Source organism: Haladaptatus marinus (assembly GCF_051194195.1).
On sequence record NZ_JBLZNK010000003.1, the window covers coordinates 415,545 to 439,047 of the forward strand.

The following is a 23,503-nucleotide window of genomic DNA, read 5'->3' on the forward strand; positions in this document are numbered from 1 at the left end:
CTGCCTGTCCCGAAAACAGAGCGTCTGAAACCGAGTCAGGACGTGGCTACGACCCGCGTAGGCCCGCCGTGCCGGTCGGTGTACGAGACGGGGCCGCAATCCTGTCGGCGAGGTCTCCCGGCGGGCCGACCCAGGCACCGCGTTCCAGCGCGCCCTCGATGAGTTGGCGATAAAGCTGGCGGTGGCCGGGGTACTCGTCCGCGAACATCCGAGGATGCCAGAGGACGGTCATGACCGCGTCGTTTTCCGCGGCTTCGTCCAGCAGTCGCTCGCACAACTCCCACGCCTGGTCGAACTCGGTTCCGGGGTTCGGTACCGCGATATCCATCATCGTGAGCGGGAAGACGATAAAATCGTCGTCGAAGGGTCGTTTCACTTGATAGCCGTGGTTGAAGCCACACTCGCTGCTCGACCCGAGCGTCGCGTCGTAGTCGAGACCGATATCGCGGTGATGATTCCACGTCGATTCCGAACGGTTCAGATGATGCTGCCGACCGCCGCGAATCGTATGCCCCAATGCGGATTCGAGCGCGGTTTTCTGCTCCCGCAAGGCTTCCGGGTCGTCGTAGGAGTCGTACGACCCGTGGAGCCCGATTTCCCACCCGCCGTCGTCCAATTCGTGGAGCACATCCAGAATGTCGGTGTCGAACAGGTCGTACCGCCCGAGATGTTCGATCCAGTAGCGCGGGGTGAGCCACTCGTTCGGCGACTTCTGGAGAATCGACTCCTCTTGGAGGAAGTAGAACGCGGAGCGAACGTCCAAGGAATCCTCGAGTTCCATGATTTCCTCGAACTGCCACCACGGATTGACGCTCGGGAGGAGTGCCCCGAGATGCCGAGGATCCCTATCGGCGAGCGCGTAGTAGGGAGCCTGTAGTCCTTTGTACGGTCGGTCAACGTCGTGTGTTAAACAGAGTTCGAACTCATATCCAGGTAGCATTTTCGAGCACCTCCACGATTCGTTCGGCCGCGTTCCCGTCGCCGTACGGCGTGGGCTTCTCGTCGGGTTTCGTCGCATCGCGCATCGCGTGCCGAATCGCGTCCCCATCGGCACCGACCAGCGTGTTCCATCCGCTTTCGACCGTCTCCACCCACTCGGTTTTCTCGCGGAGCGTGACACATGGCGTATCGAGGAAGAACGCCTCCTTCTGGACGCCGCCGGAATCCGTCGCCACGACCGTCGCCGAATCCAGCAGCGCGACGAACTGCCGGTAGCCGACGGGGTCGGTGAGCGTCAACTCGCGGTTCGCCCGTTCGTACAGGCCGAACGCTTCGAGCGAGCTCACGGTTCGCGGATGGGCCGGGAGGACGACCCGTCGCGGGTCGTCCGCCAGCGCATCGAGAATGGCTTCGAGTCGGTCGGCGTCGTCCGTGTTTGTGTTCCGATGCACTGTTGCGAGGACGAACTCCTCGTCAGAAACGCCGAAATCCGAAAGGACGCTCCTGTCCGCCTGCTCTCGCGCCCACAGCAGGGCGTCGTAGCCCACGTCGCCCGTGAAGTGGACGCCGTCCGCGATTCCTTCCCGTGCGAGATTTTCCATCGCGTCTGGAGAGGGGACGAGCAGGAGGTCACCGGCGTGGTCGGTGAGCACGCGGTTCGTCTCCTCGGGAATGTCGCTTCCGCTCCGCATTCCGGCCTCGACGTGGGCAAGGGGCGGTTCCATCTTCGACGCCGCGATTGCCGCCGCGAGCGTCGAGTTAGTATCACCGTAGACAAGCACCATGTCGGGTGATTCGTCCTCGATTCGTGCTTCGAGTCCGGCGAGCATCTCGGCCGTCTGTCGCCCATGCGTGTTCGACCCGACGCCGAGGTTGTAGTCCGGACGCGGAATCGACAGTTCCTCGAAGAACACCTCGGACATCTCCTCGTCGTAATGTTGGCCGGTGTGGACGAGCACTTCCTCGTGCTCGTCCCTGAGCACCCGAGAGACGGCGGCGGCTTTCACGAACTGCGGTCGTGCGCCGACGACGGTGAGCACCTTCATTCGTCCGTCGCCTCCCAATCGTCCCCTCTATTCCATTCGTCCTCCATTTCGCCGTGAACCTCCAGTTCGTCACGCACCTCCAGCCCCTCGGTCGCCTCCCTGTCAAAGATCATCGCGAGTACGAGACAGAGACCGCCGATGAGCGTCGTAGTCAGGCCGTCGCTTGCTTCACGTCGCTTTCGAAGCAGGGAAAGGAGACCCGCACCCGTCCCCACTGCGCCGAGTCCGTACAAAAATGCGAGCGGATGGAAATCCCGAACGAGATACTTCGCTTTCAATCGCCAGAGGAATCCCCACAACAGGAGCGCGGAAAGCTTCGGAACAAACGTCGAATACCGGATGGTGCTCTGTTCGTCGCCGTACACCGCGGGCATGGTCACGTCGGCGACCCGCATGTCGTGGACGTTCAGTCGAACCAACAGGGCGTTGGCGAAGCCGTAATCGTCGTAGACGGCTTCGATGTCCATCTCGGAAAGCGCCCGCCCCGAAATCGCGGTGTAGCCGTTCTGTGGGTCGACCATCCCCCAGTACCCGCTGGCGACCTTCGTGAGGAAGGTGAGGAGCCAGTTGCCGAAACTCCGCCACGCCGACATTCCTTCGCGGAATCCCGGCGTCGAAAGGCGATTGCCTTTCGCATAGTCGGCCCGTCCATCGACAATCGGTTGGATGACTCGAGCCAGCATTTCGGGTTCCATCTGCCCGTCACCGGCCATCACCGCGGTGACGTCGATTCCTTCCTCCCGAGCGCGACAGTAGCCGGTTTTGATGGCCGCACCGACGCCCCGATTCTCCGAGTGTCGAATCGGGACGACGCGCTGGTCGAACGGGGAGTTGGCGTCCCCTCCGTCAGTTATCGGAACCGTTCGCCCGGCGTGGGCGCGAATCTCCTCCCACGTGTCGTCCGTCGAGCAGTCGTCTACGGCGTACACTCTATCGACGAACTCCGGCACGGTATCGATGACGCGTCCGACTAGTCCTTCTTCGTTGTACGCCGGAATGACGACGGCGACGGTGTTTCCCTCGTACATTCAGTCACCTCCGATGGTGTAGACACGGTGGTCAGTCCACGACAGGTCGAGGGCGTCGCGGCCGTCAACGACGACCATCGGGTCGAATCCTGCCCAGTCGATACCCGCGAACTCGTCGTGGTCGGTGACGAGTATCGCGGCATCGAACTCGTGTGCTGCCAGGTCTTCGAACTCGAGTTTCGTCGCGTCGAATTCCGCGGCATCGTCCAACATCGGGTCGACCGCGAACACGTCCGCACCCTGATCGGCGAGATGGGCGCAGATAGGTCGTGCCGGGGTCGCCCGAATTTCTTCGACACCCGGTCGATAGGTCAACCCGAGGACGAGCACTCGCGAGTCCGAAACCGATTTCCCCTCTTTGGCCAGCAACTCCGCCGTCTTCTCGACGGTAAACGCTGGCATCGAATCGTTCACCTCGCGGGCAGTTCGCAGGAGAGGGAAGTCTGCGTCGAACTGTCCGATGAGGAAGTAGGGGTAGTATGGAATACAGTGACCCCCGACGCCCGGCCCCGGTTTGTGGATGTCACAGAAGGGCTGGGTGTTTGCCGTCTCGATCGCCCCGTTGACGCTGATTCCGGCGTCGTCGGCGATGGTGGCGAGCTCGTTCGCCAGCGCGATGTTCACGTCGCGGTAGACACCTTCGAACACTTTTACCGCCTCAGCAGTCGTCGTGTTGGGGACGGAAATGACCTCGTTGTCGGTGAGTTCGCCGTAGACGAGTTCCGCGACGCGGGTGCTTTCCTCGTCCACGCCACCGACCACTTTGGGGTAGGCTCCACGAATATCCTGTAATGCTCGTCCGCTGGACGTTCGCTCGGGACAGACGGCAAGTCCGAACGCTTCGCGCGAGAGGCCGCTTTCGCGCTCCAACAGCGGGAGCAGTTTGTCCCGCGTCGTTCCCGGCGGAACCGTGCATTCGATGACGACGAGGTCGCCCGGTTCGAGTCCCGCCGCGATGGCTTCGGCCACCGATTGAAGGATGGCGAGGTCAGGTTCGTTCGAGTCCGTAATCGGCGTCGGCACGATGACGACGTGAATCGCGGCTTCATGTGCCGCTTTCGTCGGCGATTCGACGGCCCGGAGCGATTCCGATTCGACCGTCTCGGCGACGAGTTCGGGGAGTCCCGGTTCACGTTTGACGTGACAGTCGCCTCGGTTGATGGCAGCGACGACTTCGGGGTCGATGTCTGCCCCGACGACGTTGCCGCAAGTCTCTGCGTACACTGCCGCGAGCGGCAGGCCCATTTTGCCGAGTCCGTACACCGCGACCGGGACGTTTCCTGATCGAAACGCTTCGCGTTGGTCGGCGGCGGATGCATCGTTTCCGTAGAGCGTTTGTGCTTCCCGCAGACTCACCCGAGATGCACCTCCTGCTCGTGCAGTCCCGAGGCCAATCCGTCGATTTCCCGTGCGACTTCGAGCACGCGAAGGCCATCCTCGCCGGTGACGACCGGCGTCGAACCCGTGGTTGCACTACGGACGAACGATCGCAGTTCGTTTTTCAGCGGTTCGCCGTTTTCGACGGTCGGCCGTTCCACGATGCTCTCGTGACGGTACCGCAGGTCGCCGTTCTCCTCGATGTACTCCGGCATGGAGTGCCGGTGAATCTCCACCGATTGATTGGTGTAATCGACGTTTACACGGCACTCTTCGGCCGTAATCGAGAGCTTTCGGACTTTCTCCTGGGTGACGCGACTCGCGGTCAGTCCCGCGACGATTCCCCCATCGAACTGGATACTCGCGCTGGCGTAGCGGTTGTCCCGCGTTCCTACCGCGGCGACCGAAGAGATGTCGTCGTCCACGATGGACAGGAGCACGTCCAAATCGTGAATCATCAAATCCATCACCGCACTCACGTCCACGGCCCTGCCTTCCGGTGGCGGGCCGAGTCGCTGCGCATCGATGGCGATGATGTCGAGGTCGGAGACGATTTCCGAGAGCGTTCGAATCGCCGGGTTGAACCGCTCGATGTGTCCGACTTGTATCATCACGTCCGCCGTCTCGGCGTGCGCTATCAACTCCTTGCCTTCCTCCGGTTCGGCGACGAACGGTTTTTCCACGAGGATGTGAACCCCGCCGTCGATGCACCGTTTCGCCATTTCGTAGTGGTAAGGCGTGGGAACCGCGATGGAGGCGATATCCGCCTCGCGGACTGCTTCCTCCATGCTGACCGCCTGTGACCCGTGGTCCCGGGCGACTTCGGACGCCCGCTTTTCGTCCACATCGTGAATGCCGACGAGGTTTACCTCCGGCAGTTCGCTATAGACGCGGGCGTGATGGCGACCCATGCTTCCGACGCCGATAACCACTGCGTTGACTGGTTCACTCATAGTTCGTAATGGCAGATGCGATAGTTCGCACGTCGTCACCCGACAGTCTCGGATGAATCGGGAGGGAAAGCACTTCCTCCGCGGCCCGTTCCGAAACTGGAGCGTCGTGTTCGACGTGTTGGTATGCTGGCTGTTCGTGGATGGGCGTCGGATAGTACACCCCGGTTCCGACGCCCTTCGATTCGAAGTGGCGCTTGAGCCCGTCTCGGTCATCCGTACGCACGGTGTACTGGTGATACACGTGACGACAACCCTCCGGTTCGACCGGCGTCGTCACGTCTGCATTCCGGAGTCGGTCGGTCAGGTAACCCGCGTTCGCGCGCCGAGCTTCGTTGTACTCCGGGAGTCGCGACAACTGGACGCGACCAATTGCCGCGGCCATACTCGTCATCCGGAAGTTGTGGCCGAGTCGAACGTGGTCGTACGAACTGCATCCATCCCCGGCCATAGGTCGGCCGTGGTTGATGAAACTCGCCGCCCGTTCGGCCACGTCCCGTCGGTTGCTCGTCACCATCCCCCCTTCCCCGGTCGTCATGTTTTTCGTCGGGTAAAAGGAGAAACAAGCCGCATCTCCGAACGACCCGACGGGTTTGCCGTCGTACGTCGCTCCGTGTGCTTGTGCGGCGTCCTCGACGAGCGCGAGGTCGTGTGTTTCGGCTATGTCTTGGAGGTGGCCCATCTTCGCGGGCAAACCGTAGAGGTGAACCGCGAGGATGGCGTCCGCCTCGTGCTCCCGAACTGCTTCTTCGGTCGCGTAGGGGTCGAGGGTGTACGTCTCCGGGTCGATGTCCGCGAACACCGGTTCCGCCCCGGCCAGCCGAATCGTGTTCGCGCTGGCGATGAACGAGAACGGTGAGGTGACGACAGTGTCACCCGGCCCGATTCCAAGCGCCGCAAATGCGGCGTGAAGGGCCGTTGTCCCGTTGCTCGCGGCGACGCCGAACTCGGTGTCACAGAAGTCGGCGAACTCCGATTCGAATTTCCGCACCTCGGGGCCGTCCGCCAACTGTCCGCTTTCGAGACATTCGACCACCGCCTCGATTTCTTCGTCGCCCAGTTCAGGGTCGGCGATGGGAATCAAATGTCGTTCCCTCCTTTCAGCGACTCGGGAAGCGGGCGGTGTTCGGCAGGTGCGCCGACCGCGAGAGTTCCGGGCGGTATATCGTCCGTAACGACGGCACCCGCAGCGACGAAGGAACCTTCACCGACCGTGACGCCGGGCAGGAGGGTCGCGTTCGCGCCGACCGACACGTCGTCTTCGAGTGTCGGCCCTTCGAGTTCGAACGACTGACGAATCGGGTACAGATCGTTGGTAAACGTCGCCGAGGGGCCGACGAACACCCTATCTCCGATCGTGGTGTTCGTCGGCACGTAGACGTTCGTCTGGAGGCTCACGCGCGAGCCGATGGTCGTTTGGCCGTCAATGACCGTGTTCGTCCCGACGACGACATCGTCGCCGATACTCGTCTCTTCTCGAATGAGCGCACCGTGACCGGTCGTAAATCCGTCGCCGATGGTTACGTCGTCGTAGATGACGGTACCTGACCGTATGGTAGCGTCGTCGCCAATGACTGGCGCGTCCGAATCATCAGCGTAGGCGTATCCGACGGTCGCTTCCGGATTGACGCTCCGGTCTCGACTCCGTGGTTCGGTCACCGATGACCACCCCTGTGGGGACACGGGTCGCAGGGCGTGTCAGTGGTTAGTAGTGAGTTCATAGGTTGGGTCGTGGATAGCCCGTTTCGGCCGTGAGGACGGCGAACAGGCGTTATTCCCTCCATGCCTACCTGTCCTCTTTGTTATACGCACCTTGGCGGGCAGTAGCTCGAGACTAGTCCCGACACCGTCACTTGAATCGCCGTAATTCGCGTTACACGGTCGAAACGTCGGGATATACCCTTACTCGGAGGTTGTATGGCGACACTACCCGGGAACAGCACCGTGGTAACAAAGTGGAGAAGGGGCGATAGCCGGTATATGCGGTGGTGGCATCTGTGACTACAGGGTGGTCACGAACTGAATGGGGGGTGTATTGTTTCCGATGAGCGGTCGCCAAACTCTGTCTTCATACGATGGCTAGTTCCGGACTCTCGCAAGATCAGGTATTCGAGGTTCTCAAGAGTCCACGGCGACGGTACGCGCTCTACTACCTTCGGCGGGAAGGGGGAACTGTCGAACTATCCGATCTGACCGAGCAAGTCGCGGCGTGGGAAAACGATACCACGCCCACCGAGTTGACGAGCGACCAGCGAAAGCGCGTTTACATCTCGCTCTACCAGACGCATCTCCCGAAATTGGATGACGCACGTATCATCGAGTACGACCGTGAGGATGGGGAAGTAAGCCTCTCTCGCCGTGCACGGGAACTCGACACCTACCTCGGCGACGTGTCCCGACCCGAAATCCCGTGGGATAGATACTACCTCGCGCTCTCGTTGGGAAGCATCGTGCTCGTGCTCGGTGTCTGGTTCGAAATCTACCCGTTCGTTCTTCTCTCGGGAATCGCGACGGCGATGATTATTCTCGTCGCCTACGCGCTCTCTGCCATCGGCCAGTATTTCTACTACCGACGGCGGACAGTACAGGGAACCCCGCCGGAACTGCGACGGGCGGAAGGACAGTAAGGCGATTATTTCGGAACGCTTTTTCGACGCAATCGGTTCCTCGCATGGAAAGAAAAATCACGGTCGAGAGCCGTCGCCAGGGAGGGACAGAGTCAGTTGCTGAAACGAAAAGGAGCTATCGAAACGATCGCATCAAAAAGATCGGTGCGCTCTCCTACACGCGGTCTTCGACGTTACAGACCGAACTCGACCCCGCAAGGATGAAGGCGTCGTCGCGGAGCAACTCCTCGTCTTTCGGGAGGAACATGAGGCGGCCGGTGCCGTTCTTTTTCGCTCGAATTACGTCCCATTCGTCGAGCTCGTAGCCGAGGTCGCCTTCGAGGTCAGGGTCGGAGGGGACGCCTTTCCAGCGGGACTTGTTCATTTGGTACCCCCCACGCGAACCCACGCTTTCGCGCCCCCGTCGAGTTCGATGCGTTTCAGGTCGCCCGAGAAGCGGTAGGCATCCTTTCCGTCGATAACTCGTCCCTTCACCTTCGTTCCGGAGATGGTGTCGAATGAGTTGATACTGCCGTGGTCGTCGTCCTTCACTACGGATCCGCCCACGTCGAACGAGTACATACTTTCCCCGTCGCTCTGGCTGCCGTCGATAACAAGCGTTTTCGGAAGTCCGAGTTTGCCGGGCGTGACGCGCTTTCCGTTGAGGAAAATCGTCGCGTTTCCGTCGAGGCTGAACGTCGTGAGTGTTCCGGCGAACTGATAGCTGTCGGTGCCGCCGGCGACCGCGCCGGAAACGGTTCCGCTCTCGATGGTGTCTTCTTTGCTCTTCGACCCGCCTCTTTCGGTCGATTTTCGAACTTTCCCCGTAACTTCGAATTCGTAGTTCGTTACCGTTGAGCCGTCGGAGCTCGAAATGCTCAAGACATTCGGCAGTCCCTGTGCTTTCGCCTGCTTTTGCTTCATCGCCTGTTTGCGATTGCCGGAACTGCCACCCGCGCCACTCGCGGCCTGCTTCGCGGACATTGGGACGCCCTTCGGCGGTGTCAGGTCAGCCTGATCTCCCGTTCGAACGTCGGTCTTCGTCACCGAGCCGCCTTTCGCGGTGGCGATGCTGCCGACGATGTCACAGTTACGCAGGTGGGTTTCGCCGTACCACGACCAGACTGCGCGCGTGGTGGTCGAACCCGGGGCCGAACAGCCGATTCGACATGGCTTGTTCCCTCGCGTATCGACGACCGTGTTCGTGACTTTGCACGGTCGGGCCTTCGCGTTGAGTCGCACGTTCGAGATGGTGTTCCCTTTGAAATAGGATGACTCGACGTGGAGGTTGCCGCCGTAGCCTTGCGCACCCGGTCCGGAACCGTACAGACCGTTGTCGATCATACCGGCGACATGGACGTTGCGGAATTTGATGGTGCCGCGATGCGGGAGGTTTGCGTTGACCCACACACCGCCGCTATCGGAGCCAGCGACCTGGCCGTCGCCCATGTAGACGTTTTCGATGAGACCTGTGCCTTCCGGACTCGAGACGCCGGGGTTCAGCAGGTAGTGGCCGCCGGGGTGAATCCCTTTGAAGCCGACGTTTCGAATCGTCCATCCGGAACCACTCGTTCTGACGAGTGCCGAGGCTCCGTCAGCCGTCATGTCGATGAGGACGTTCTCGAACGTCTCGCCGTCGCCGACGGTGATGGATTTGGTTTCCCCTGCGGGAACGGTAATCGTTCGGTACTCCTTCGCGTTCGCCGCGCCCGTTGCTGCGAACGCTGCCGCCGTTGCTCCCGCAAATTTGAGGTACGAACGTCGGTTCAAGAGACCGTCGTCTGGTGAATCGCGTGCCGTTTCGTCGCGTGCCATGGCTTCAATGCGACGTTACGGATTTAAGTAGATTCCGATTTTGGCTCAATGCAAGATGCAGAACTTAAGTACTATTCTGGGTGAGGAAGAGGACGGGTAACAAGAGAATACGTTCCAGAAACGGTACCTTACCGCTCCTTTAGGTCACTTTCCACCGCTCAGAAACTCACGTCGATGATAGCTCGGGAAACGGTCAGCCCCAGTTCTCGGCAGACCGCAGGGAGACCGAACGCTCGCGTTTTCGTGCCGCAACGTCGCGTGCCATTGCAAGTTCAATGCTTTCTTACTAATTTAAATAAATTCCGGATCGGGATCGATTTCGCCCATCGACAGAACTGCCTTTCACAGTCGCTCGATGGTGGGTAGGCGTATCCTTGATGAAGAATTTGAACGAGTCAGACACAGGTTTCGATGAGTGAGCCGGTGGAAATGTGCTATTGAACCACATACATTCTCTTGTCGCATTCCTTTTCGGATTTCGATAGTACGACCGGTCTACTCCGACAGAAACCGACGCATAACAAAGGACGCAGGTGGATTTTTCGCTGACAGCATGGACTGTCAGATGCAGACGCTCCTCATCGGAATTGACGCCGGGTGTCGCTCCGTTCTCGACCCACTGTTCGAGGACGACGCGCTGCCACACCTCCAGTCGATTTTCGATTCGGGGTCGTCCGGGCCACTGGAATCACAGATTCCGCCGTGGACACCCAGTGCGTGGCCCTCGCTCTACACCGGAGTAAATCCCGGTAAACACGGGGTTTTCGGATTCCTCGATTTCGACGGCTACGACTGGGACGTGGTGAACGCGAGTCGAGTCCGCGAGCACACGCTCTGGGAACTCCTCGATCAGCACGGCTTTTCGAGCGTTGTCGTAAACGCTCCCGTAACCCATCCACCGCGAGCAATCGACGGTGCGATACTACCGGGCTACACCGCCCCCGAGAATCCGAGGTGTCACCCGAAAGAGTTACTGGACGACGTGCGAGACGAGATCGGCGGCTATCGGGTGTACGCCCCACGAAACCTCCCGCAGGACAAATCGGTCGAATGGTACCGTCGCCTCACGCGCATGCGCGGAGAGGCATTTCGTTACCTCGCGGACCGTTTCGACCCGGATTTCGGCTTCGTCCAGTTTCAAAGCACGGACACGGTGTTCCACGAACATCCCGGCGACGAGGATATCGTACGAGCAGTGTACGAGGCCGTAGACGAGCAGGTCGGAACCATTCTGGACGACTGTGACCCCGACACGGTCATCGTTGCCAGCGACCACGGAATCGGCGAATACTCGGGATACGAGTTCCGCGTCAACGATTTCCTACGCGAGGAAGGCTACGTGAAAACGGTTCGCGGCGGTGAAGGGATGCCCTCGTGGTCGACCATCGCGGGCAATCAGTTACAGCGCGGCGAAGAGAGCTCCCCCCGGAATCAAGGAGCTGTCGAGCGTGGACTCGCACTCGCCGCGAAAGTCGGCATCACGAGTCAACGAATCGGAGCAGTGCTCGCTCGCGCGAGATTGGACGAGTTCGTTGCACGGCATGTTCCGGAGGATTTCATCCGCGCCGCGACCGAACAGGTCGATTTCTCGAACTCGGTCGCCTTCATGCGCGATAGAATCGAATGTGGCGTCCGAATCAATCTCGAAGGACGCGACCCCGAGGGCGTCGTGCCGCCCGAAAAGTACGACGACCTGCGGTCGGAACTCATCGAGAAACTGGCGGGCGTCCGCACTCCCGACGGCCATCCGGTCTTCGAGACGGTTGCACCCCGCGAAGCGTTCTTCGACGGGCCGTACAGTGACGACGCTGTGGACATCGTTTGTGTCCCCGCCGAGTTCGACCAGTTCCTCTCCGCGCAACTGCGCGACCGGCAGTTCGGCGCACCGCGCGAACCGTGGAACCACAAACTAAACGGCATCTTCGCGGCGGCGGGCGCGGGAATCGACGCCGATGCGGCCCTCGCGGATGCTCACCTCTTCGACGTCGCACCGACGGTGTTAGCAACTCTCGGTGTCCCCGCAAGCGACCGAATGGATGGGCACACCCTCCCGGTCGTCGAGTCGGCGGGCGAGCAAAGTTACCCCGCATTCGATGCGGGCGAGACGGTCGAAACCGACGACGAGCGCGTGGAAACGCGACTCGCAGACCTCGGATATCTCGAATGAGTATTACCATCGAAAAGAACGGCATCAGGGTAGAGCGCGCGAACGATTTAGACCGCTGGAACGATTACGTTGAACGGTCGCCACACGGTGACGTGTTTCACCGACTAGACGCCCTCCGGGTACAGGCGGAACACACCGGCGCGACCCTTCACCCACTCGTCGGATACAAGGGACAGGAACCGGTCGGCCTGTTTCCCGCCTTCACGATTTCGAAAGGCGGCGTCACGACCGCCTTCTCTCCGCCTCCAAACCTTTGGCTTCCGCACCTCGGTCCGGTGCTGTTGAACATGGGGAAACTGAAACGACGCAAAGCCGAACGGAGGCACCGCCGATTCATCGACGGCTGTCTCGACTGGCTGGATCGACAGTACGGCCCGAAGTACGTCCACGTCCGAACCGGCGGACGATACGAGGATATTCGACCGTTCGAGTGGAACGAGTTCGAAGTGCTTCCGCGACACACCTACGAGGTAGACCTCACACCCGGCGAGGAAAGCGTGCTGTCGAGTTTCAGCAGCGACGCCCGGAGCAACACTCGAACCGACGAGAGTCGGTACGACATCCGCGTAGGCGACGTGCAGACCATCCAGCAAATCATCCGACAAGTCAAAGCTCGCCACGACGAACAGGACGAACCGTATCGTCTCTCGGCTGATTTCGTGGCCGACCTCTATCAGAGCCTTCCGGAGGGGGCAGTCCGTCCCTACGTCTGCGAAGTCGATGGCGAGTTCGCCGGAGGCATGATAGCATTGGCCGACGATTCACGAATCTATCGCTGGCAAGGTGGCGCGAAACACGACCACGACGTGCCGGTCAACGACCTCGTGGACTGGAGAATCATGCGCGATGCGATGGACGAGGGAATCCCACGCTACGACCTCGTCGGCGCGAACGAGCGCCGACTCTGTGGCTACAAGGCAAAGTTCAACCCCGAACTCGTTCGCTACTACAGCTTGGAACGCGGTACCCGGATGATGAACCTGCTGACCGACGTGTACAAACGATTCAGGTAATCTGACAAGATTTTTCACGTCATCTGCCACAAGTGATGCGTATGAAGAATCCACTCGTGGCAGCAGGTCTCGCGCTTATCGCGTGGTCTATCGGAATCTCGTTCGGCCCGGTCGGTGTGTTCATCGCTGGCGTTCTTCTCGTCGCAATCGGACTTTCCTCGGCGCAATTCGACGGGCAATCGTGGAACGGGTGTCCAACGTGCGGCACAAAAATCGACCCGAACCGCGACGACGACGATGTTTGCCAGCGATGTGGCACGGTCGTCTCGGACGGGTAGCGTGAAATTCGTTTCAAAATGTCGTCGTTATCGACCGATTACCGGCACTTGACGGGCGATTTTTCGCGGGACGCCGGGCATTCCGTCGAACAGCCACAGGAAAAACACGCCGAGTAAAAGCCCGAGTTCGAGTGCAAGAAAGCTCTGCACCGCGGGGTCGTCCAAGTACGTCAGATAGTCGCCGAAATAGCGCCGAAATCGAGCGATAAATCCGAGCGTGGATTGGTCGCTCGGAACCGGGACGAGGGGCCAGAACAGGAACCCGAGGAACGGCTCCTTGCCGACCGCAATCGGATAGATCACGTCGCCAGCGAGGTGCGAAAGGTAGCCGATCGCGAACGCGACACCGATGTCTGTTCGGCGTGCACGGTATGCGAGCACGAGCGCGAGCGCCGAAAGCGGGAGCGCGGTCAGCAACGAATGTGCGAGCGAGTGACCGCTGGGGAGAACGGCGAGCGACCACGCGAGTGGCTTATCCACGAGGTCGGGGAGCTGTGTCGCGACCCCCAGTACGACGACCGCGTCGCTTCGCGGTGGTCGGCCAGTTCGAACACGACTGTAGGCCGAGAAGGTGAGATAGCCGAAGGCGAGATGTTCCCACGGCCACATTATTCTGACCCGTTTGCGCCGACGGTTATCCAAACGTATGCGTGCTCGTCGGCGTTGTTGATGCTGGGATTGCTCGGCGGGTCACCCTTGTAGAGAAGATACACCAGACGGAGGTCTTCACCGGCCATCGTCGGCGAAATTTCGTGTTGGGTTCGCCACGAACCGCCCGCAGGCAGGCGCTGTTCGAACCGCTTTCGTTCCTGCTGTTCGACGATACGCGCGCTCCCGTCCGGACGTTGTTCGACGCGCTGGAGTTCGGCGACGACGGTGTACTTGACTCGTTCCCCCTCGTGATTCGTCACTGAGATGTACATCGGTTTCGTCTCGCCCGGCGTGAACGATACAGAAGCGTCAGCGGTGACGAACTCCCCGTCGTCGGTTTCGTTGAGCAGGGTGAGTTGGGAAAAATGCTCGCCGTCCTGCGGCGCGGCGAACGCGTAGCCGACCGCGGAGAGTGCGACGACGACAGAGAGTGCGAGAAGGACGTTCAATACGACATCGAATCCCGTCTCGTCGTCGAAGAGGGCACCGTAAATCCGGGACGCGCCACCGCGAATCGAGACGGAAAATCGGTCGTCAGCGGGGACGTTGACGCGACGAATCGCCCCGAAAACGATGACCGCGAGCGTGAATCCGACGACGATAGCGAGCACGTAAACCGGGTCAAACGAAAGTTCGGGAAGCGAAAGCGACAAACCGAGTAGCGGGAGGAGACAGAGACTGACACCGAACGAGAGGGAGATGCGCTCGGTGAGCGAGATACCCTCGCGTCGAATCCGTTTTGGTTCTCCCCATCCCGTCGGGCGTGGTGGTCCCGCCTCGGGAAACAGAAACGAAACGACAGCATATCCCGGTGCGAACAGTGCGACGGGAAGCCCCAGCACGACTGCGAGCGGTGTCGCACGAACCTCCGGTTGGAGGAGTGCGAAGGTAGCCAGTGCAACTGCGAACCCGAGTATCGCGAGGTCAATGGGGAATTCGAGCACTGGCCGCGTGAGCTTCGTCCACCACGAGTCGTTCGTCCCGTGGCTCATGTCGGCCCCGAGTCGGTCTTCGCGCGGTGCTGTCTCGTGTTCAGTTCTCCAGATACCATGAAATCAGTCCGTGACTGGCGTAGTCTCGGATGGTACTTTGTTATCCTGCGCGTACTCCACCATCGTCCGGTCAGCCATCACGTATCGATTCGATGAACTGGACAAAACTCATGGAAATGGGACGACAATCGAATCCTATCCACCCGAAGGCGGTACATAACAAAGGGGGATACGGCCCGATACCCAGGTGCTTACCTGCCGAAGGTCGAGTCGAACCACGGTGATCTACTCTGAATTGGACACGCTCAGCCGACGATTTCGAGGCACAGGCTCCCGACGACGATATCATGTTCGCCGTTGACGAGGACGAGAATGGCGACGAACTGGCCGTCATCGCGGATGTGACTCGCGATGACGCGTGGGTATCGATGCCGCTCTCGGAATCGCGGACGATTTCCCAGTGTCGCTGATTCCGCCGTGTCGCTGACTCCGAACTATTTTTTACGTTTCTGTTCGCAGTAAGTCCACGATGAACCTCACAATGACCGTTTTGGCGTTACTGACCGGCGTGATAACCGGTGGTCTGTTTCACTCCCTCGGCGTGCCGATTCCCGCCCCGCCGAAACTGCCGGGCATCACGGGAATTATCGGCATCTATCTCGGATACAAGATCGTGGATACGATGGGTTGGACTGTGAACCTCCTGACGAAGCTTGGAATCTCGGGATAGCGACTCGAACGGTGGGTTTTAGTCCGTCGGTTTTCAGTCTTCGTCGAGATCAAAATTGGTTCTGGAGTCGAGGTTGCTGTTGCCAAGCGCCAGCAGTCGGTCTCCCGTCAAACCCACCATCAGAACCCATACCACCCCAATAAAAACACAGTTGACGGAAAACCAAACGAAAACAAAACGCCGAGTTCAGTATGAACGAATCTTCGGTTCGTACTCTTTGTCTTCACCTTCGAGGATGCTCGGCTTGAACCAGAGTTCCGGCGTGCCGTTGTTCCACGAAAGGAGCGTGTGCTTCAGCCACACGTCGTCTCTGCGCTCCTGATTCTCCTGTCGCCAGTGGGCACCGCGGAACTCGTCGCGAACCAGTGCGCCGAGCGTGATGGCTTCCGCGAGGTCGATGAGGTTGCGCATCTCGATGGTGTGGATGAGGTCGGTGTTGAACGTGCGCGATGGGTCGTTGACGTACACGTTTTCGAACTCTTCGCGCACTTCGCGGATGTCGCGCAGTGCCTGTTTGAGACCTTCCTCGTTCCGGAAGACGTTGACGTTCGCCGTCATCGACTTCTGGAGTTTGGCGCGCAGTTCGGCCTGCTGGACGCCGTCGTCCTTTTCGAGGAGGCGTTCGACGCGAGCGCGTTCGGCTTCGAGCGCCGTTTCGACGGTCTGAGACGGCTTGGCCATTGTGGCTCCACCGTCCGCGACGGCGTCCTCCGGCGTTCCGACAGCACCAGGTTCGACGGGCGTTTCGACCTCGCCGATTTCGATGTCGTCGGTTTTGCCCGTCGTGATTTCCGGCTCCCCGAGGTCTTTGCCTGCTGCGTGGCGACCCGCGCGTGCACCGAAGACAATGAGTTCGGGCAGGGCGTTTCCGCCGAGGCGGTTCGCACCGTGCACCGATACACAGGCACACTCGCCCGCCGCGTACAGCCCCGAAATACAGGTTTCACCGTTTTCGTCCGTCTCGACGCCACCCATCGCGTAATGCTGACCGGGCTTGACGGGCATCGGTTCTTCGAGCGCGTTGACGCCCTCGAAGTCCTCCGCGAGGTGGAGGATGTTTTCGAGGCGGTCGATGATGCGCTCTTCGCCGAGGTGGCGCATGTCGAGGTGGACGTACTCGTCGTTGATTCCGCGTCCGTTGTTCACCTCGGTCAGTTCGGCACGGGCGACAACGTCACGGGATGCGAGTTCCCCCTCGTTGTTCGCGTAGCCGTGTTCGAACATGAACCGCTCACCCTCGCTGTTGTAGAGGATACCACCCTCACCACGCACACCTTCGGAGATGAGAACACCGGTCGAAGGGAGCGTCGTTGGGTGGAACTGGATGAACTCCATGTCCTCCAGTGGGACGCCAGCGCGGTAGGCCATCGCGGCACCGTCGCCGGTGTTCGCCACCGCGTTCGTCGTGTGGTCGAACACCTGACCGAGGCCACCGGTCGCCAGGATGACGCCGTTGCGCGCCGTGAAGCCCTGCACCTCGCCCGATTTGATGTCGTAGGCGATGACACCGTGACAGTCGCGCTCTTCGGGGTTTTCTTGGTTCGTAACTGCGAGTCGGGTGACGTACCACTCGTCGTACACCTGAATGCCCCGTTTGACGACCTGCTCATACATCGTGTGGAGCAGGTGGTGTCCCGTCTCGGCTCCCGCGTAGGTCGTTCGTGGGAACGAGAGACCACCGAACGGTCGCTGGGAGACGCTGCCGTCCTCTTCGCGCGAGAACGCCATTCCCCAGTGTTCGAGTTGGATGGTTTCCTTCGGACTGTCCTGACACAGCGTCTCGATTGCCGGGGCATCGCCGAGATAGTCCGACCCCTTCATCGTGTCGTAGGCATGGTCTTCCCACGAGTCGCCGTCTCGAATCGCCGCGTTGATACCGCCTTCCGCCGCGCCGGTGTGGCTTCGTACGGGATGCAGCTTCGTGACGAGGGCAACATCCGCGCCCTCCTCGTGGGCCGCGATGGCCGCACGAAGTCCCGCACCGCCAGCACCGACGACGATTACGTCGTGTTCGTACATTGTTGCTAAATTAGGGTTACCAGAACTTGAGGTTGTTCTTCACTGCCGAGCGTTTGAGTTCTTGAATGTGCTCGGTCAACGGGATGTCTTTCGGACAGACGTTCGTACAGGAGAACTGTGTCTGACAGCGCCAGACGCCGTGTTCCTGGTCGAGAATCTTGAAGCGGTGTTCTCGCATATCCTCGCCTTCACGCTTGTCCATGGCGAACCGGAACGCCTTGTTCAGCGCCGCCGGGCCGAGATACTCGTTGTCCCCTGCCGCGATGTTGCACGAAGACATACACGCACCACACCAGATACAGCGCGTGGACATCTTCACTTTCTCGCGGTTTTCACGCGTCTGATGCTGTTCCTGCAGTTCGTCGCTTGGAGCTTCGTTCGTCTGGAAGTACGGCTCGACCGCGTGCATCTGGTCGTAGAAGTGCTCCATATCGACGACAAGGTCTTTAACGACTTCGGCGTGCGGGAGCGGTTCGACGCGAACCGGCTCTTCCAAGTCCGATATCTGGGTTTTACAGCCCAGTCGCTGGGTGCCGTTGATGAACAACGCGTCGCTGCCACAGATGGCCTGTCGGCAGGAGTGTCGGAACGTCAGCGTCGTGTCGAAGCGGTCACGCGCGAGCATTAGCGCGTCCAAGACGGTCATCCCTTTCGTGAAGGGGACGTGGAAGTCGTCGAATCGGGGCTCCATCTTCCTCTCGATTTCGGGGTCGTAGCGGAATACCTTGAGGTGGATCGACTCCTCGTCCGTCTCGGTCGTCTCCTGCGCCTCGGTGGTGCCCTTCTGTCGGGCACGTTTCTCGGCCCGCCGTCGGTCACCGGGGGTCTCTGTACGTTCCGTTTCGCTTTCGGTCTCGGATTCGGTTTTTTCGGGTACTTGCGTACTCATGTTAAATCATCCCGTTCATGACGAGTGCGACGTAGGTTCCCTGTCCCGCGAGGAGGACGCCAGCAATCACTAGCACCCACTTCACGGCGGTCTGCTGACTGCCGGAGAGACCCTGATTCACGAGGGCGGCGTAGACGCCGTTCACGCCGTGGAACGTCGCCGTGATGAGGAACAGCGTCATCGTGAGGAAGTAGCCCCACTGTGACATCCGTGCCTGCGTGCCCATGAATGTGACTTCGTACGCGTGGTGGTAGAAGTGGAGCATGAAAAAGTGGAACGCCAGTACCACGACGAGGAACGCCGCAGTAACGCGTTGGAGGAACCATGTCATGCTCCCGCTCTGGAACGACGAGTATCGTTCCGCCATCAGAACGCCCCCTCGAGGAATGTCGGGACGCTCGCCAGCACGATGATCGCCGTCACCACGAGCGAGGCGTAGAAGCTCTTGTCCTGCGATTCGAGTCCCAGTCCGAGGTCGACGAAGAGCAGTCTGACGCCGTTGAGGATATGGAAGACAGCAACAGCGAGCAGACCGATTTCGCCAATTCGGACGAGAAGAAGCCCTTCGAGGCCTTGGATAGTGGACGTGTATGTTTCAGCACCTGCGGTGGCAGTGCTCAGAACGGCGATATGCGTGAACAGGTAGCCGATAAGCACCCACCCGGTGAATTTGTGGAAAATCCAGGCCCACATTCCGGCCGAAAATTCCCGCCATCGGCCGAAGTCCTCGACGAGGCCCCGGTTGTACGATTGACTCATTCCAGTCGGATGGTCGGTACCGGGGGCAAATAGAAGTTACTACCTGCCGCCGCTCTCGCCGGTAAAAATGAAACTGTAGTTGGAAGTAATCGTGACCAATGTTCCGATAGTCGGTTTCCTCGCTGTACTCGGCACACCAATCGCCCACGAGCGAATCGAACCGGTGACCTATTCGCTCTGGAAACGGACGGTGTTTCAAACTGTTTCATTTTCTTCACGAAGTCCGAGAGTATTTTACCTAGCTGTGAGAGGCACGAACAAAATGAAGGCAATCGACCTCTTTTGTGGTGCTGGCGGATTTAGTTGCGGGTTCGAGCAGGCGGGAATTTCGGTCGAATACGGCGTGGACAGGAACGAACAGGCGCTGAAGACGTTCGATGAAACGCACGACGGGGAGGCAATCCATCATGACATCAGCGAGGGCGTCCCCGACGCCTTCGCGGACGAGGCGTTCGACATCGTTTTCGGAAGTCCGCCCTGCCAAGGATTCAGCGATGCGCGCGGCCACCGACGACTGGACGATGAGCGAAACGAACTCGTCTTTTCGTTTATCCAGTGGATTCGGGAACTCGACCCGGATTACGTGATGATGGAGAACGTTGCCGGAATGGCCACTATCAGCGACGAGTTTCTGGCCGCAATCGAAACCGAGTACGCTGACGCGGGCTACGATGTGACGTGGAAGAAACTGAACGCCGCGGATTACGGCGTTCCACAGACCCGAGAGCGCGTCATCTACTTCGGCGTTCGAAAAGGGTCGCGAGTCTCCCCTTCGCTTCCCCGCGGCGAGTACCACGAAAACGGCGGCAATCAACTCTCGCTCGATGGAACGATTCAGAACGGATGGACGACCGTCCGAGACGCGATTCGCGACCTTCCCGCCCCGACCGAGGACGGGGTCGTTTCGCTTCCACCCCTGAGCGACTACCCGGACAACGACTATCTACCTCTCATCCGCGATGGTGCGGAAAAAACGTGGAACCAAGTCGCCAAGACGCCTACCGACGACGAGACGACCCGGCAGATCGTCTCTTGTCTTCGTCCCGGCGAGATGTATCGCTCCAGTCGGTTCGGCGACCGCTATCGGCAGGTCTGGGAACTGATTGCCGACCAGTTTACCGCAGTTGAACAGGACTGTCTGCATTTCATCGCCCGGAATCGAACCCGAAAGGAGTTCAGGATGGGCGAAAAGTCGGTTGGCGCGGTTCCGGATTTCAAAATCGCGCGACAACTGGAACACGAGGAAGACGACGTGCTGCAAGCCTTGGACGACCTGCTATCCGACGGCTGGGTTCGAACCGACATCGACGGCGAGACGACCGGGTACGATTTGAACACGAAATCCGGCATCCGCCCGCGATACATGCGACTCACGCCCGATGGCCAGTCGAACACCATCCTCACGACCGACTTCAACCCGCGTGACAAACTCCATCCGACCGAAAACCGCGGCCTCTCGCTCCGCGAAGGGGCGCGGATTCAGAGCTTTCCGGATTCATTCGAATTCGTCGGGTCGTTCGACGACATCGCCAACCAAATCGGGAATGCGGTTCCGCCATTGATGGGGAAGCGACTCGCGGAACACCTGCTGGAAACGCACGAAAAACGCACCACGAAAATCTGAATTCGAATTCTAACTATCCGTCTTTCCCTACTGCTCCGCGGGTTCCGGAGTTCCCACGTACCCCGGCGGCTGAACGTCACCCTCGGACTCCGCGTGCGCTCGGTCACGCTTTAGCGCTCGTCGGGTGTCAGCGTTCAGTTCGACGATGTGGCAAAGCGGGTTGCCGGGGTACACCACCGGGTTTTCGAGGACACCGACGAGCAGACCGGTGAAGGGTGCTTCGACGTGCTCGTTTTCGGTTTTGAACGGATTTGTGATGGTACAGATGGGCGTCCCTTCGTAGACGAGCGAGCCTCTGTCGTAATGCATCTCCACCAGACCTCCGGCGTCGGCCCGGAGCCACGTCTTTTCTTTTTCATCATCGATGACCGTCCGCCAACCGGGCCATTTCACCGGGTCGTCGGGATGGATGTTGTACTCCGCGAAGACGCTCATCACGCCTTCGAGCGCCCGGTCGATAAAATGACGCTGGAACCGGTGGGCCTCACCCATCTCGATGGTGATGGTCGGTGCGCCACCGTCCGACGCCTCCCGGCGGAGCGTTCCGGACGGACCTCCCGAGGAGATGATAACGTTCGACCCGAAAGCGCGGGCGAGACGAGCCACTTCCGGGTTTTCCATGTCCGCGCGAACGTGGAGCATGTTCGTCCGCCCGCGAGTAGACGTGTGGAAATCGATACCGAGGTCACACGGTTCGATGAAGTTGCGGTAGATTTGGGCAGCCATCCGTTTCGCGCTCGTGGAATCTTCGCGGCCGGGGAACGAGCGGTTCAAGTCGCGGTCGTAGATGGGGAGGTATCGCTGTTGGGCGAGGAATCCGGGGACGTTCAACACGGGGAGACAGACGATGGTTCCGTGGAGGTCGTCGTGATTCCAGTAATGAGCGACTTCACGGACGACCTCGATTCCGTTGAGTTCGTCGCCGTGGGCCGCCGCGGAGAGGTACACGGTCGGACCGGGATACTCGCCGTTGATAATCGTCACGGGAATGCGCACCGGGTCGCCGAGATACGTCTCGCTGATACCATATCGGATGTTTTGCGTTTCGCCCGGCTCTACGATACCGCCGTTGTACGTGAACGGTTCTGCCTCGTCCCCAGTCATGTACAGCACTCGGGGGTCACCGTATAAAAATATACTACTACACATGTCCAATCCCAAAACTATCGGCTCATCGGGGGTTGACGCTTCAAATCGATCGAGAACGTTTTAAGACGAGAGCTACGAAATGTAGCACACATGGCTGCTCACGGCTCACCTGTTCGCGTTGGGGTACTCAGTTTACACAACAGCAAAGAAACGAAAGCGATCTGCAACGCTGTCGAGGATCTCGGCCACGAACCCGAATGGCTTCGTCACGAGAACACGGCAGTCGAGATTCGAGAGGGGACGGTTACGCTCGAACCGAATATCGATATCGTTGCCAACCGACTGCTGCTCTCGAACACCGAACAGCCCTCGGAAGCACTCGGCCTCGCAAACATCTTTGATTCTCTCGTTCCAGTTCTCAACCGACCCTGTGCCGTGATGACGGCGATTCACAAATTCTCGACCGCTTCGAGGCTTGCTGACGCCGGTATCGCCGTTCCGGACGCACTTCTCGCGCTCGACAACAACCGACTGAACGATGGTCGCCCGGATTTCGGCGAGGAAGCCGTCTACAAAACCGCAATCGGAACCCACGGGGGCGGAACGTGGAAAGTTGGCGCGGACGAGATGGTCAATCCACGCGTCGGTGAACGACAGGCGTTCTTGCAGAAACTCATCGAACGGGACGGGGAACGACACCGTGACCTCCGCGTCTACGTCGTCGGTGACCAAATCGTGGGCGCGATGAACCGGTACGCGCCGGAAAACGACTGGCGAACGAACGTCGCCCTCGGCGGGGATGTCGAGGATATGACCCACGAACTCCCCGACGAAGTCGTCGATATCGCACGACGAGCGACCGACGTTATCGGACTCGACTACGCGGGCGTTGACCTCATCGAAGGAACCGACGGCTGGTTCGTCCTCGAAGTGAACCCGACCGCAGGCTTCAAAGGACTGTACAAGGCGACGGGTCGAAGCGCAGCACCGTATATCGCGAAAGCCGCAATCGAGGCGGCGGGCGGCGAAGTCGACCGCGACCGAGTCAACGAACTGTCCGCCACGCTCGACGATTCGGTGCCGTCGTGCAAACCAGTCAGCACCAGCCCCGACCCGACGGAAACCATCGTCATTGGCTACACCGAGGACGTGTTGGTGAGCGGAACGAGCGGTTCCGAAACCGTCGTCGCAAAATCCGACACGGGCGCGACCCGGACGAGCATCGACACGAAACTCGCGGCACAGATCGGCGCAGGACCCATCAAGAGCATGACGCGAGTCAAATCTGGAAGCCGAAAGTCCAGCAAATCGCGCCCCGTCGTGGACGTGGTCGTCGGCGTCGGCGGCAACCGCCACACGGTTACGGCGAGCATCGAAGACCGGAGCCACATGGACTATCCCGTCTTGCTCGGCCGTGACATCCTGAAACATTATCAGGTGGACGTGCGCCGCCGCGTGGACGGTGACGACGAAGTCGAGATGGAAGAGGAAGAAGAACAAGAAGGATAGGAACGCCTTTTCTCGGTTCGCT

Annotated in this window: 24 protein-coding genes; 8 read left to right on the forward strand and 16 right to left on the reverse strand. The window is 60.0% G+C overall.

What is annotated here, in order from left to right; genetic code table 11:
- Positions 1-46: 46 nt before the first annotated feature.
- From ACN2TU_RS07950 to ACN2TU_RS07980, 7 genes are read right to left on the reverse strand one after another with little or no spacing between them, the layout of a single operon-like run.
- Positions 47-940 (reverse strand): polysaccharide deacetylase family protein, encoded by an 894-nt coding sequence (locus tag ACN2TU_RS07950; RefSeq protein ID WP_435154493.1) that lies wholly within the window; start codon positions 938-940, stop codon positions 47-49.
- A complete protein-coding gene (wecB, locus tag ACN2TU_RS07955) occupies positions 924-1,985 on the reverse strand; it encodes a non-hydrolyzing UDP-N-acetylglucosamine 2-epimerase (protein ID WP_435154494.1) in 1,062 nt (353 codons plus the stop codon). Before wecB ends, ACN2TU_RS07950 begins: the two co-directional genes overlap by 17 nt.
- Positions 1,982-3,013 carry a glycosyltransferase family 2 protein gene (locus ACN2TU_RS07960; RefSeq protein ID WP_435154495.1) on the reverse strand — a complete coding sequence of 344 codons (1,032 nt, stop codon included), beginning with the start codon at positions 3,011-3,013 and terminating at the stop codon, positions 1,982-1,984. Before ACN2TU_RS07960 ends, wecB begins: the two co-directional genes overlap by 4 nt.
- Entirely contained in the window at positions 3,014-4,369 is a 1,356-nt protein-coding gene (locus ACN2TU_RS07965; RefSeq protein ID WP_435154496.1) for a nucleotide sugar dehydrogenase, read from the reverse strand.
- A complete protein-coding gene (locus tag ACN2TU_RS07970; protein ID WP_435154497.1) occupies positions 4,366-5,343 on the reverse strand; it encodes a Gfo/Idh/MocA family oxidoreductase in 978 nt (325 codons plus the stop codon). The genes ACN2TU_RS07965 and ACN2TU_RS07970 overlap by 4 nt, the downstream gene beginning before the upstream one ends.
- On the reverse strand, positions 5,336-6,424 hold the full coding sequence (locus ACN2TU_RS07975) for a DegT/DnrJ/EryC1/StrS family aminotransferase (protein WP_435154498.1): 1,089 nt from the start codon (positions 6,422-6,424) through the stop codon (positions 5,336-5,338). The genes ACN2TU_RS07970 and ACN2TU_RS07975 overlap by 8 nt, the downstream gene beginning before the upstream one ends.
- Complete coding sequence (locus tag ACN2TU_RS07980; RefSeq protein WP_435154499.1) at positions 6,421-6,999, reverse strand: acyltransferase; 579 nt, start codon at positions 6,997-6,999, stop codon at positions 6,421-6,423. The genes ACN2TU_RS07975 and ACN2TU_RS07980 overlap by 4 nt, the downstream gene beginning before the upstream one ends.
- 416 nt (positions 7,000-7,415) lie before the next feature.
- Between ACN2TU_RS07980 and ACN2TU_RS07985 the strand changes: the two genes are divergently transcribed.
- Positions 7,416-7,967, forward strand: a complete 552-nt coding sequence (locus tag ACN2TU_RS07985; RefSeq protein ID WP_435154500.1) for a DUF7344 domain-containing protein — start codon at positions 7,416-7,418, stop codon at positions 7,965-7,967.
- 154 nt (positions 7,968-8,121) lie between these two features.
- Here ACN2TU_RS07985 and ACN2TU_RS07990 read toward each other — a convergent pair whose 3' ends face one another.
- Both ACN2TU_RS07990 and ACN2TU_RS07995 read right to left on the reverse strand, forming a co-directional pair.
- Positions 8,122-8,331 carry a hypothetical protein gene (locus ACN2TU_RS07990; RefSeq protein WP_435154501.1) on the reverse strand — a complete coding sequence of 70 codons (210 nt, stop codon included), beginning with the start codon at positions 8,329-8,331 and terminating at the stop codon, positions 8,122-8,124.
- The gene (locus ACN2TU_RS07995; protein WP_435154502.1) at positions 8,328-9,761 is read right to left on the reverse strand and encodes a hypothetical protein; all 1,434 of its coding nucleotides are present in this window, start codon (positions 9,759-9,761) and stop codon (positions 8,328-8,330) included. The genes ACN2TU_RS07990 and ACN2TU_RS07995 overlap by 4 nt, the downstream gene beginning before the upstream one ends.
- A 565-nt stretch (positions 9,762-10,326) precedes the next feature.
- Between ACN2TU_RS07995 and ACN2TU_RS08000 the strand changes: the two genes are divergently transcribed.
- The 3 genes from ACN2TU_RS08000 to ACN2TU_RS08010 are packed head-to-tail and all read left to right on the forward strand — an operon-like array spanning position 10,327 to position 13,219.
- The gene (locus tag ACN2TU_RS08000) at positions 10,327-11,928 is read left to right on the forward strand and encodes an alkaline phosphatase family protein (RefSeq protein WP_435154503.1); all 1,602 of its coding nucleotides are present in this window, start codon (positions 10,327-10,329) and stop codon (positions 11,926-11,928) included.
- Complete coding sequence (locus ACN2TU_RS08005) at positions 11,925-12,941, forward strand: lipid II:glycine glycyltransferase FemX (RefSeq protein WP_435154504.1); 1,017 nt, start codon at positions 11,925-11,927, stop codon at positions 12,939-12,941. The genes ACN2TU_RS08000 and ACN2TU_RS08005 overlap by 4 nt, the downstream gene beginning before the upstream one ends.
- A gap of 41 nt (positions 12,942-12,982) precedes the next feature.
- Positions 12,983-13,219: a zinc ribbon domain-containing protein gene (locus tag ACN2TU_RS08010; RefSeq protein ID WP_435154506.1), complete on the forward strand. Its 237-nt coding sequence runs from the start codon at positions 12,983-12,985 to the stop codon at positions 13,217-13,219.
- A gap of 27 nt (positions 13,220-13,246) precedes the next feature.
- On the opposite strand, the gene ACN2TU_RS08015 is transcribed toward ACN2TU_RS08010, so the two are convergent.
- The gene (locus ACN2TU_RS08015) at positions 13,247-13,828 is read right to left on the reverse strand and encodes a metal-dependent hydrolase (RefSeq protein WP_435154507.1); all 582 of its coding nucleotides are present in this window, start codon (positions 13,826-13,828) and stop codon (positions 13,247-13,249) included.
- Complete coding sequence (locus tag ACN2TU_RS08020; protein ID WP_435154508.1) at positions 13,828-14,862, reverse strand: DUF1616 domain-containing protein; 1,035 nt, start codon at positions 14,860-14,862, stop codon at positions 13,828-13,830. Before ACN2TU_RS08020 ends, ACN2TU_RS08015 begins: the two co-directional genes overlap by 1 nt.
- A gap of 290 nt (positions 14,863-15,152) precedes the next feature.
- Between ACN2TU_RS08020 and ACN2TU_RS08025 the strand changes: the two genes are divergently transcribed.
- Together ACN2TU_RS08025 and ACN2TU_RS08030 are read left to right on the forward strand one after the other, a co-directional pair.
- A complete protein-coding gene (locus ACN2TU_RS08025; protein WP_435156153.1) occupies positions 15,153-15,332 on the forward strand; it encodes a DUF7556 family protein in 180 nt (59 codons plus the stop codon).
- A gap of 59 nt (positions 15,333-15,391) precedes the next feature.
- On the forward strand, positions 15,392-15,592 hold the full coding sequence (locus ACN2TU_RS08030; RefSeq protein WP_435154509.1) for a XapX domain-containing protein: 201 nt from the start codon (positions 15,392-15,394) through the stop codon (positions 15,590-15,592).
- Positions 15,593-15,778: 186 nt separating this feature from the next.
- Here the strand turns inward: ACN2TU_RS08030 and ACN2TU_RS08035 are convergent, their stop codons facing one another.
- The 4 genes from ACN2TU_RS08035 to sdhC are packed head-to-tail and all read right to left on the reverse strand — an operon-like array spanning position 15,779 to position 19,259.
- Positions 15,779-17,611 carry an FAD-binding protein gene (locus tag ACN2TU_RS08035; protein WP_435154510.1) on the reverse strand — a complete coding sequence of 611 codons (1,833 nt, stop codon included), beginning with the start codon at positions 17,609-17,611 and terminating at the stop codon, positions 15,779-15,781.
- Between the two features lie 16 nt (positions 17,612-17,627).
- Complete coding sequence (locus tag ACN2TU_RS08040) at positions 17,628-18,500, reverse strand: succinate dehydrogenase/fumarate reductase iron-sulfur subunit (protein ID WP_435154512.1); 873 nt, start codon at positions 18,498-18,500, stop codon at positions 17,628-17,630.
- A 1-nt stretch (position 18,501) separates the two neighbouring features.
- Complete coding sequence (locus ACN2TU_RS08045) at positions 18,502-18,867, reverse strand: succinate dehydrogenase/fumarate reductase transmembrane subunit (RefSeq protein WP_435154513.1); 366 nt, start codon at positions 18,865-18,867, stop codon at positions 18,502-18,504.
- Positions 18,867-19,259: a succinate dehydrogenase, cytochrome b556 subunit gene (gene sdhC, locus ACN2TU_RS08050; RefSeq protein WP_266077846.1), complete on the reverse strand. Its 393-nt coding sequence runs from the start codon at positions 19,257-19,259 to the stop codon at positions 18,867-18,869. The genes ACN2TU_RS08045 and sdhC overlap by 1 nt, the downstream gene beginning before the upstream one ends.
- 262 nt (positions 19,260-19,521) lie before the next feature.
- On the opposite strand from sdhC, the gene ACN2TU_RS08055 reads away from it, so the two are divergent.
- The gene (locus tag ACN2TU_RS08055) at positions 19,522-20,883 is read left to right on the forward strand and encodes a DNA cytosine methyltransferase (RefSeq protein ID WP_435154514.1); all 1,362 of its coding nucleotides are present in this window, start codon (positions 19,522-19,524) and stop codon (positions 20,881-20,883) included.
- Positions 20,884-20,910: 27 nt separating this feature from the next.
- Here the strand turns inward: ACN2TU_RS08055 and ACN2TU_RS08060 are convergent, their stop codons facing one another.
- The gene (locus tag ACN2TU_RS08060) at positions 20,911-21,987 is read right to left on the reverse strand and encodes a succinylglutamate desuccinylase/aspartoacylase family protein (protein ID WP_435154516.1); all 1,077 of its coding nucleotides are present in this window, start codon (positions 21,985-21,987) and stop codon (positions 20,911-20,913) included.
- A gap of 135 nt (positions 21,988-22,122) precedes the next feature.
- Here ACN2TU_RS08060 and ACN2TU_RS08065 point away from each other — a divergent pair, with 135 nt between their 5' ends.
- Positions 22,123-23,481: an ATP-grasp domain-containing protein gene (locus tag ACN2TU_RS08065; RefSeq protein WP_435154518.1), complete on the forward strand. Its 1,359-nt coding sequence runs from the start codon at positions 22,123-22,125 to the stop codon at positions 23,479-23,481.
- Positions 23,482-23,503: the final 22 nt, after the last annotated feature.

Excerpts from the sequence above, each read along its gene's own strand:
- ACN2TU_RS07950 (WP_435154493.1), bottom strand. The coding sequence starts at position 940 with ATGCTACCTGGATATGAGTTCGAACTCTGTTTAACACACGACGTTGAC.
- wecB (WP_435154494.1), bottom strand. The coding sequence starts at position 1,985 with ATGAAGGTGCTCACCGTCGTCGGCGCACGACCGCAGTTCGTGAAAGCC.
- ACN2TU_RS07960 (WP_435154495.1), bottom strand. The coding sequence starts at position 3,013 with ATGTACGAGGGAAACACCGTCGCCGTCGTCATTCCGGCGTACAACGAA.
- ACN2TU_RS07970 (WP_435154497.1), bottom strand. The coding sequence starts at position 5,343 with ATGAGTGAACCAGTCAACGCAGTGGTTATCGGCGTCGGAAGCATGGGT.
- ACN2TU_RS07985 (WP_435154500.1), top strand. The coding sequence starts at position 7,416 with ATGGCTAGTTCCGGACTCTCGCAAGATCAGGTATTCGAGGTTCTCAAG.
- ACN2TU_RS07990 (WP_435154501.1), bottom strand. The coding sequence starts at position 8,331 with ATGAACAAGTCCCGCTGGAAAGGCGTCCCCTCCGACCCTGACCTCGAA.
- ACN2TU_RS07995 (WP_435154502.1), bottom strand. The coding sequence starts at position 9,761 with ATGGCACGCGACGAAACGGCACGCGATTCACCAGACGACGGTCTCTTG.
- ACN2TU_RS08000 (WP_435154503.1), top strand. The coding sequence starts at position 10,327 with ATGCAGACGCTCCTCATCGGAATTGACGCCGGGTGTCGCTCCGTTCTC.
- ACN2TU_RS08005 (WP_435154504.1), top strand. The coding sequence starts at position 11,925 with ATGAGTATTACCATCGAAAAGAACGGCATCAGGGTAGAGCGCGCGAAC.
- ACN2TU_RS08010 (WP_435154506.1), top strand. The coding sequence starts at position 12,983 with ATGAAGAATCCACTCGTGGCAGCAGGTCTCGCGCTTATCGCGTGGTCT.
- ACN2TU_RS08015 (WP_435154507.1), bottom strand. The coding sequence starts at position 13,828 with ATGTGGCCGTGGGAACATCTCGCCTTCGGCTATCTCACCTTCTCGGCC.
- ACN2TU_RS08020 (WP_435154508.1), bottom strand. The coding sequence starts at position 14,862 with ATGAGCCACGGGACGAACGACTCGTGGTGGACGAAGCTCACGCGGCCA.
- ACN2TU_RS08030 (WP_435154509.1), top strand. The coding sequence starts at position 15,392 with ATGAACCTCACAATGACCGTTTTGGCGTTACTGACCGGCGTGATAACC.
- ACN2TU_RS08035 (WP_435154510.1), bottom strand. The coding sequence starts at position 17,611 with ATGTACGAACACGACGTAATCGTCGTCGGTGCTGGCGGTGCGGGACTT.
- ACN2TU_RS08040 (WP_435154512.1), bottom strand. The coding sequence starts at position 18,500 with ATGAGTACGCAAGTACCCGAAAAAACCGAATCCGAGACCGAAAGCGAA.
- ACN2TU_RS08045 (WP_435154513.1), bottom strand. The coding sequence starts at position 18,867 with ATGGCGGAACGATACTCGTCGTTCCAGAGCGGGAGCATGACATGGTTC.
- sdhC (WP_266077846.1), bottom strand. The coding sequence starts at position 19,259 with ATGAGTCAATCGTACAACCGGGGCCTCGTCGAGGACTTCGGCCGATGG.
- ACN2TU_RS08055 (WP_435154514.1), top strand. The coding sequence starts at position 19,522 with ATGAAGGCAATCGACCTCTTTTGTGGTGCTGGCGGATTTAGTTGCGGG.
- ACN2TU_RS08060 (WP_435154516.1), bottom strand. The coding sequence starts at position 21,987 with ATGACTGGGGACGAGGCAGAACCGTTCACGTACAACGGCGGTATCGTA.
- ACN2TU_RS08065 (WP_435154518.1), top strand. The coding sequence starts at position 22,123 with ATGGCTGCTCACGGCTCACCTGTTCGCGTTGGGGTACTCAGTTTACAC.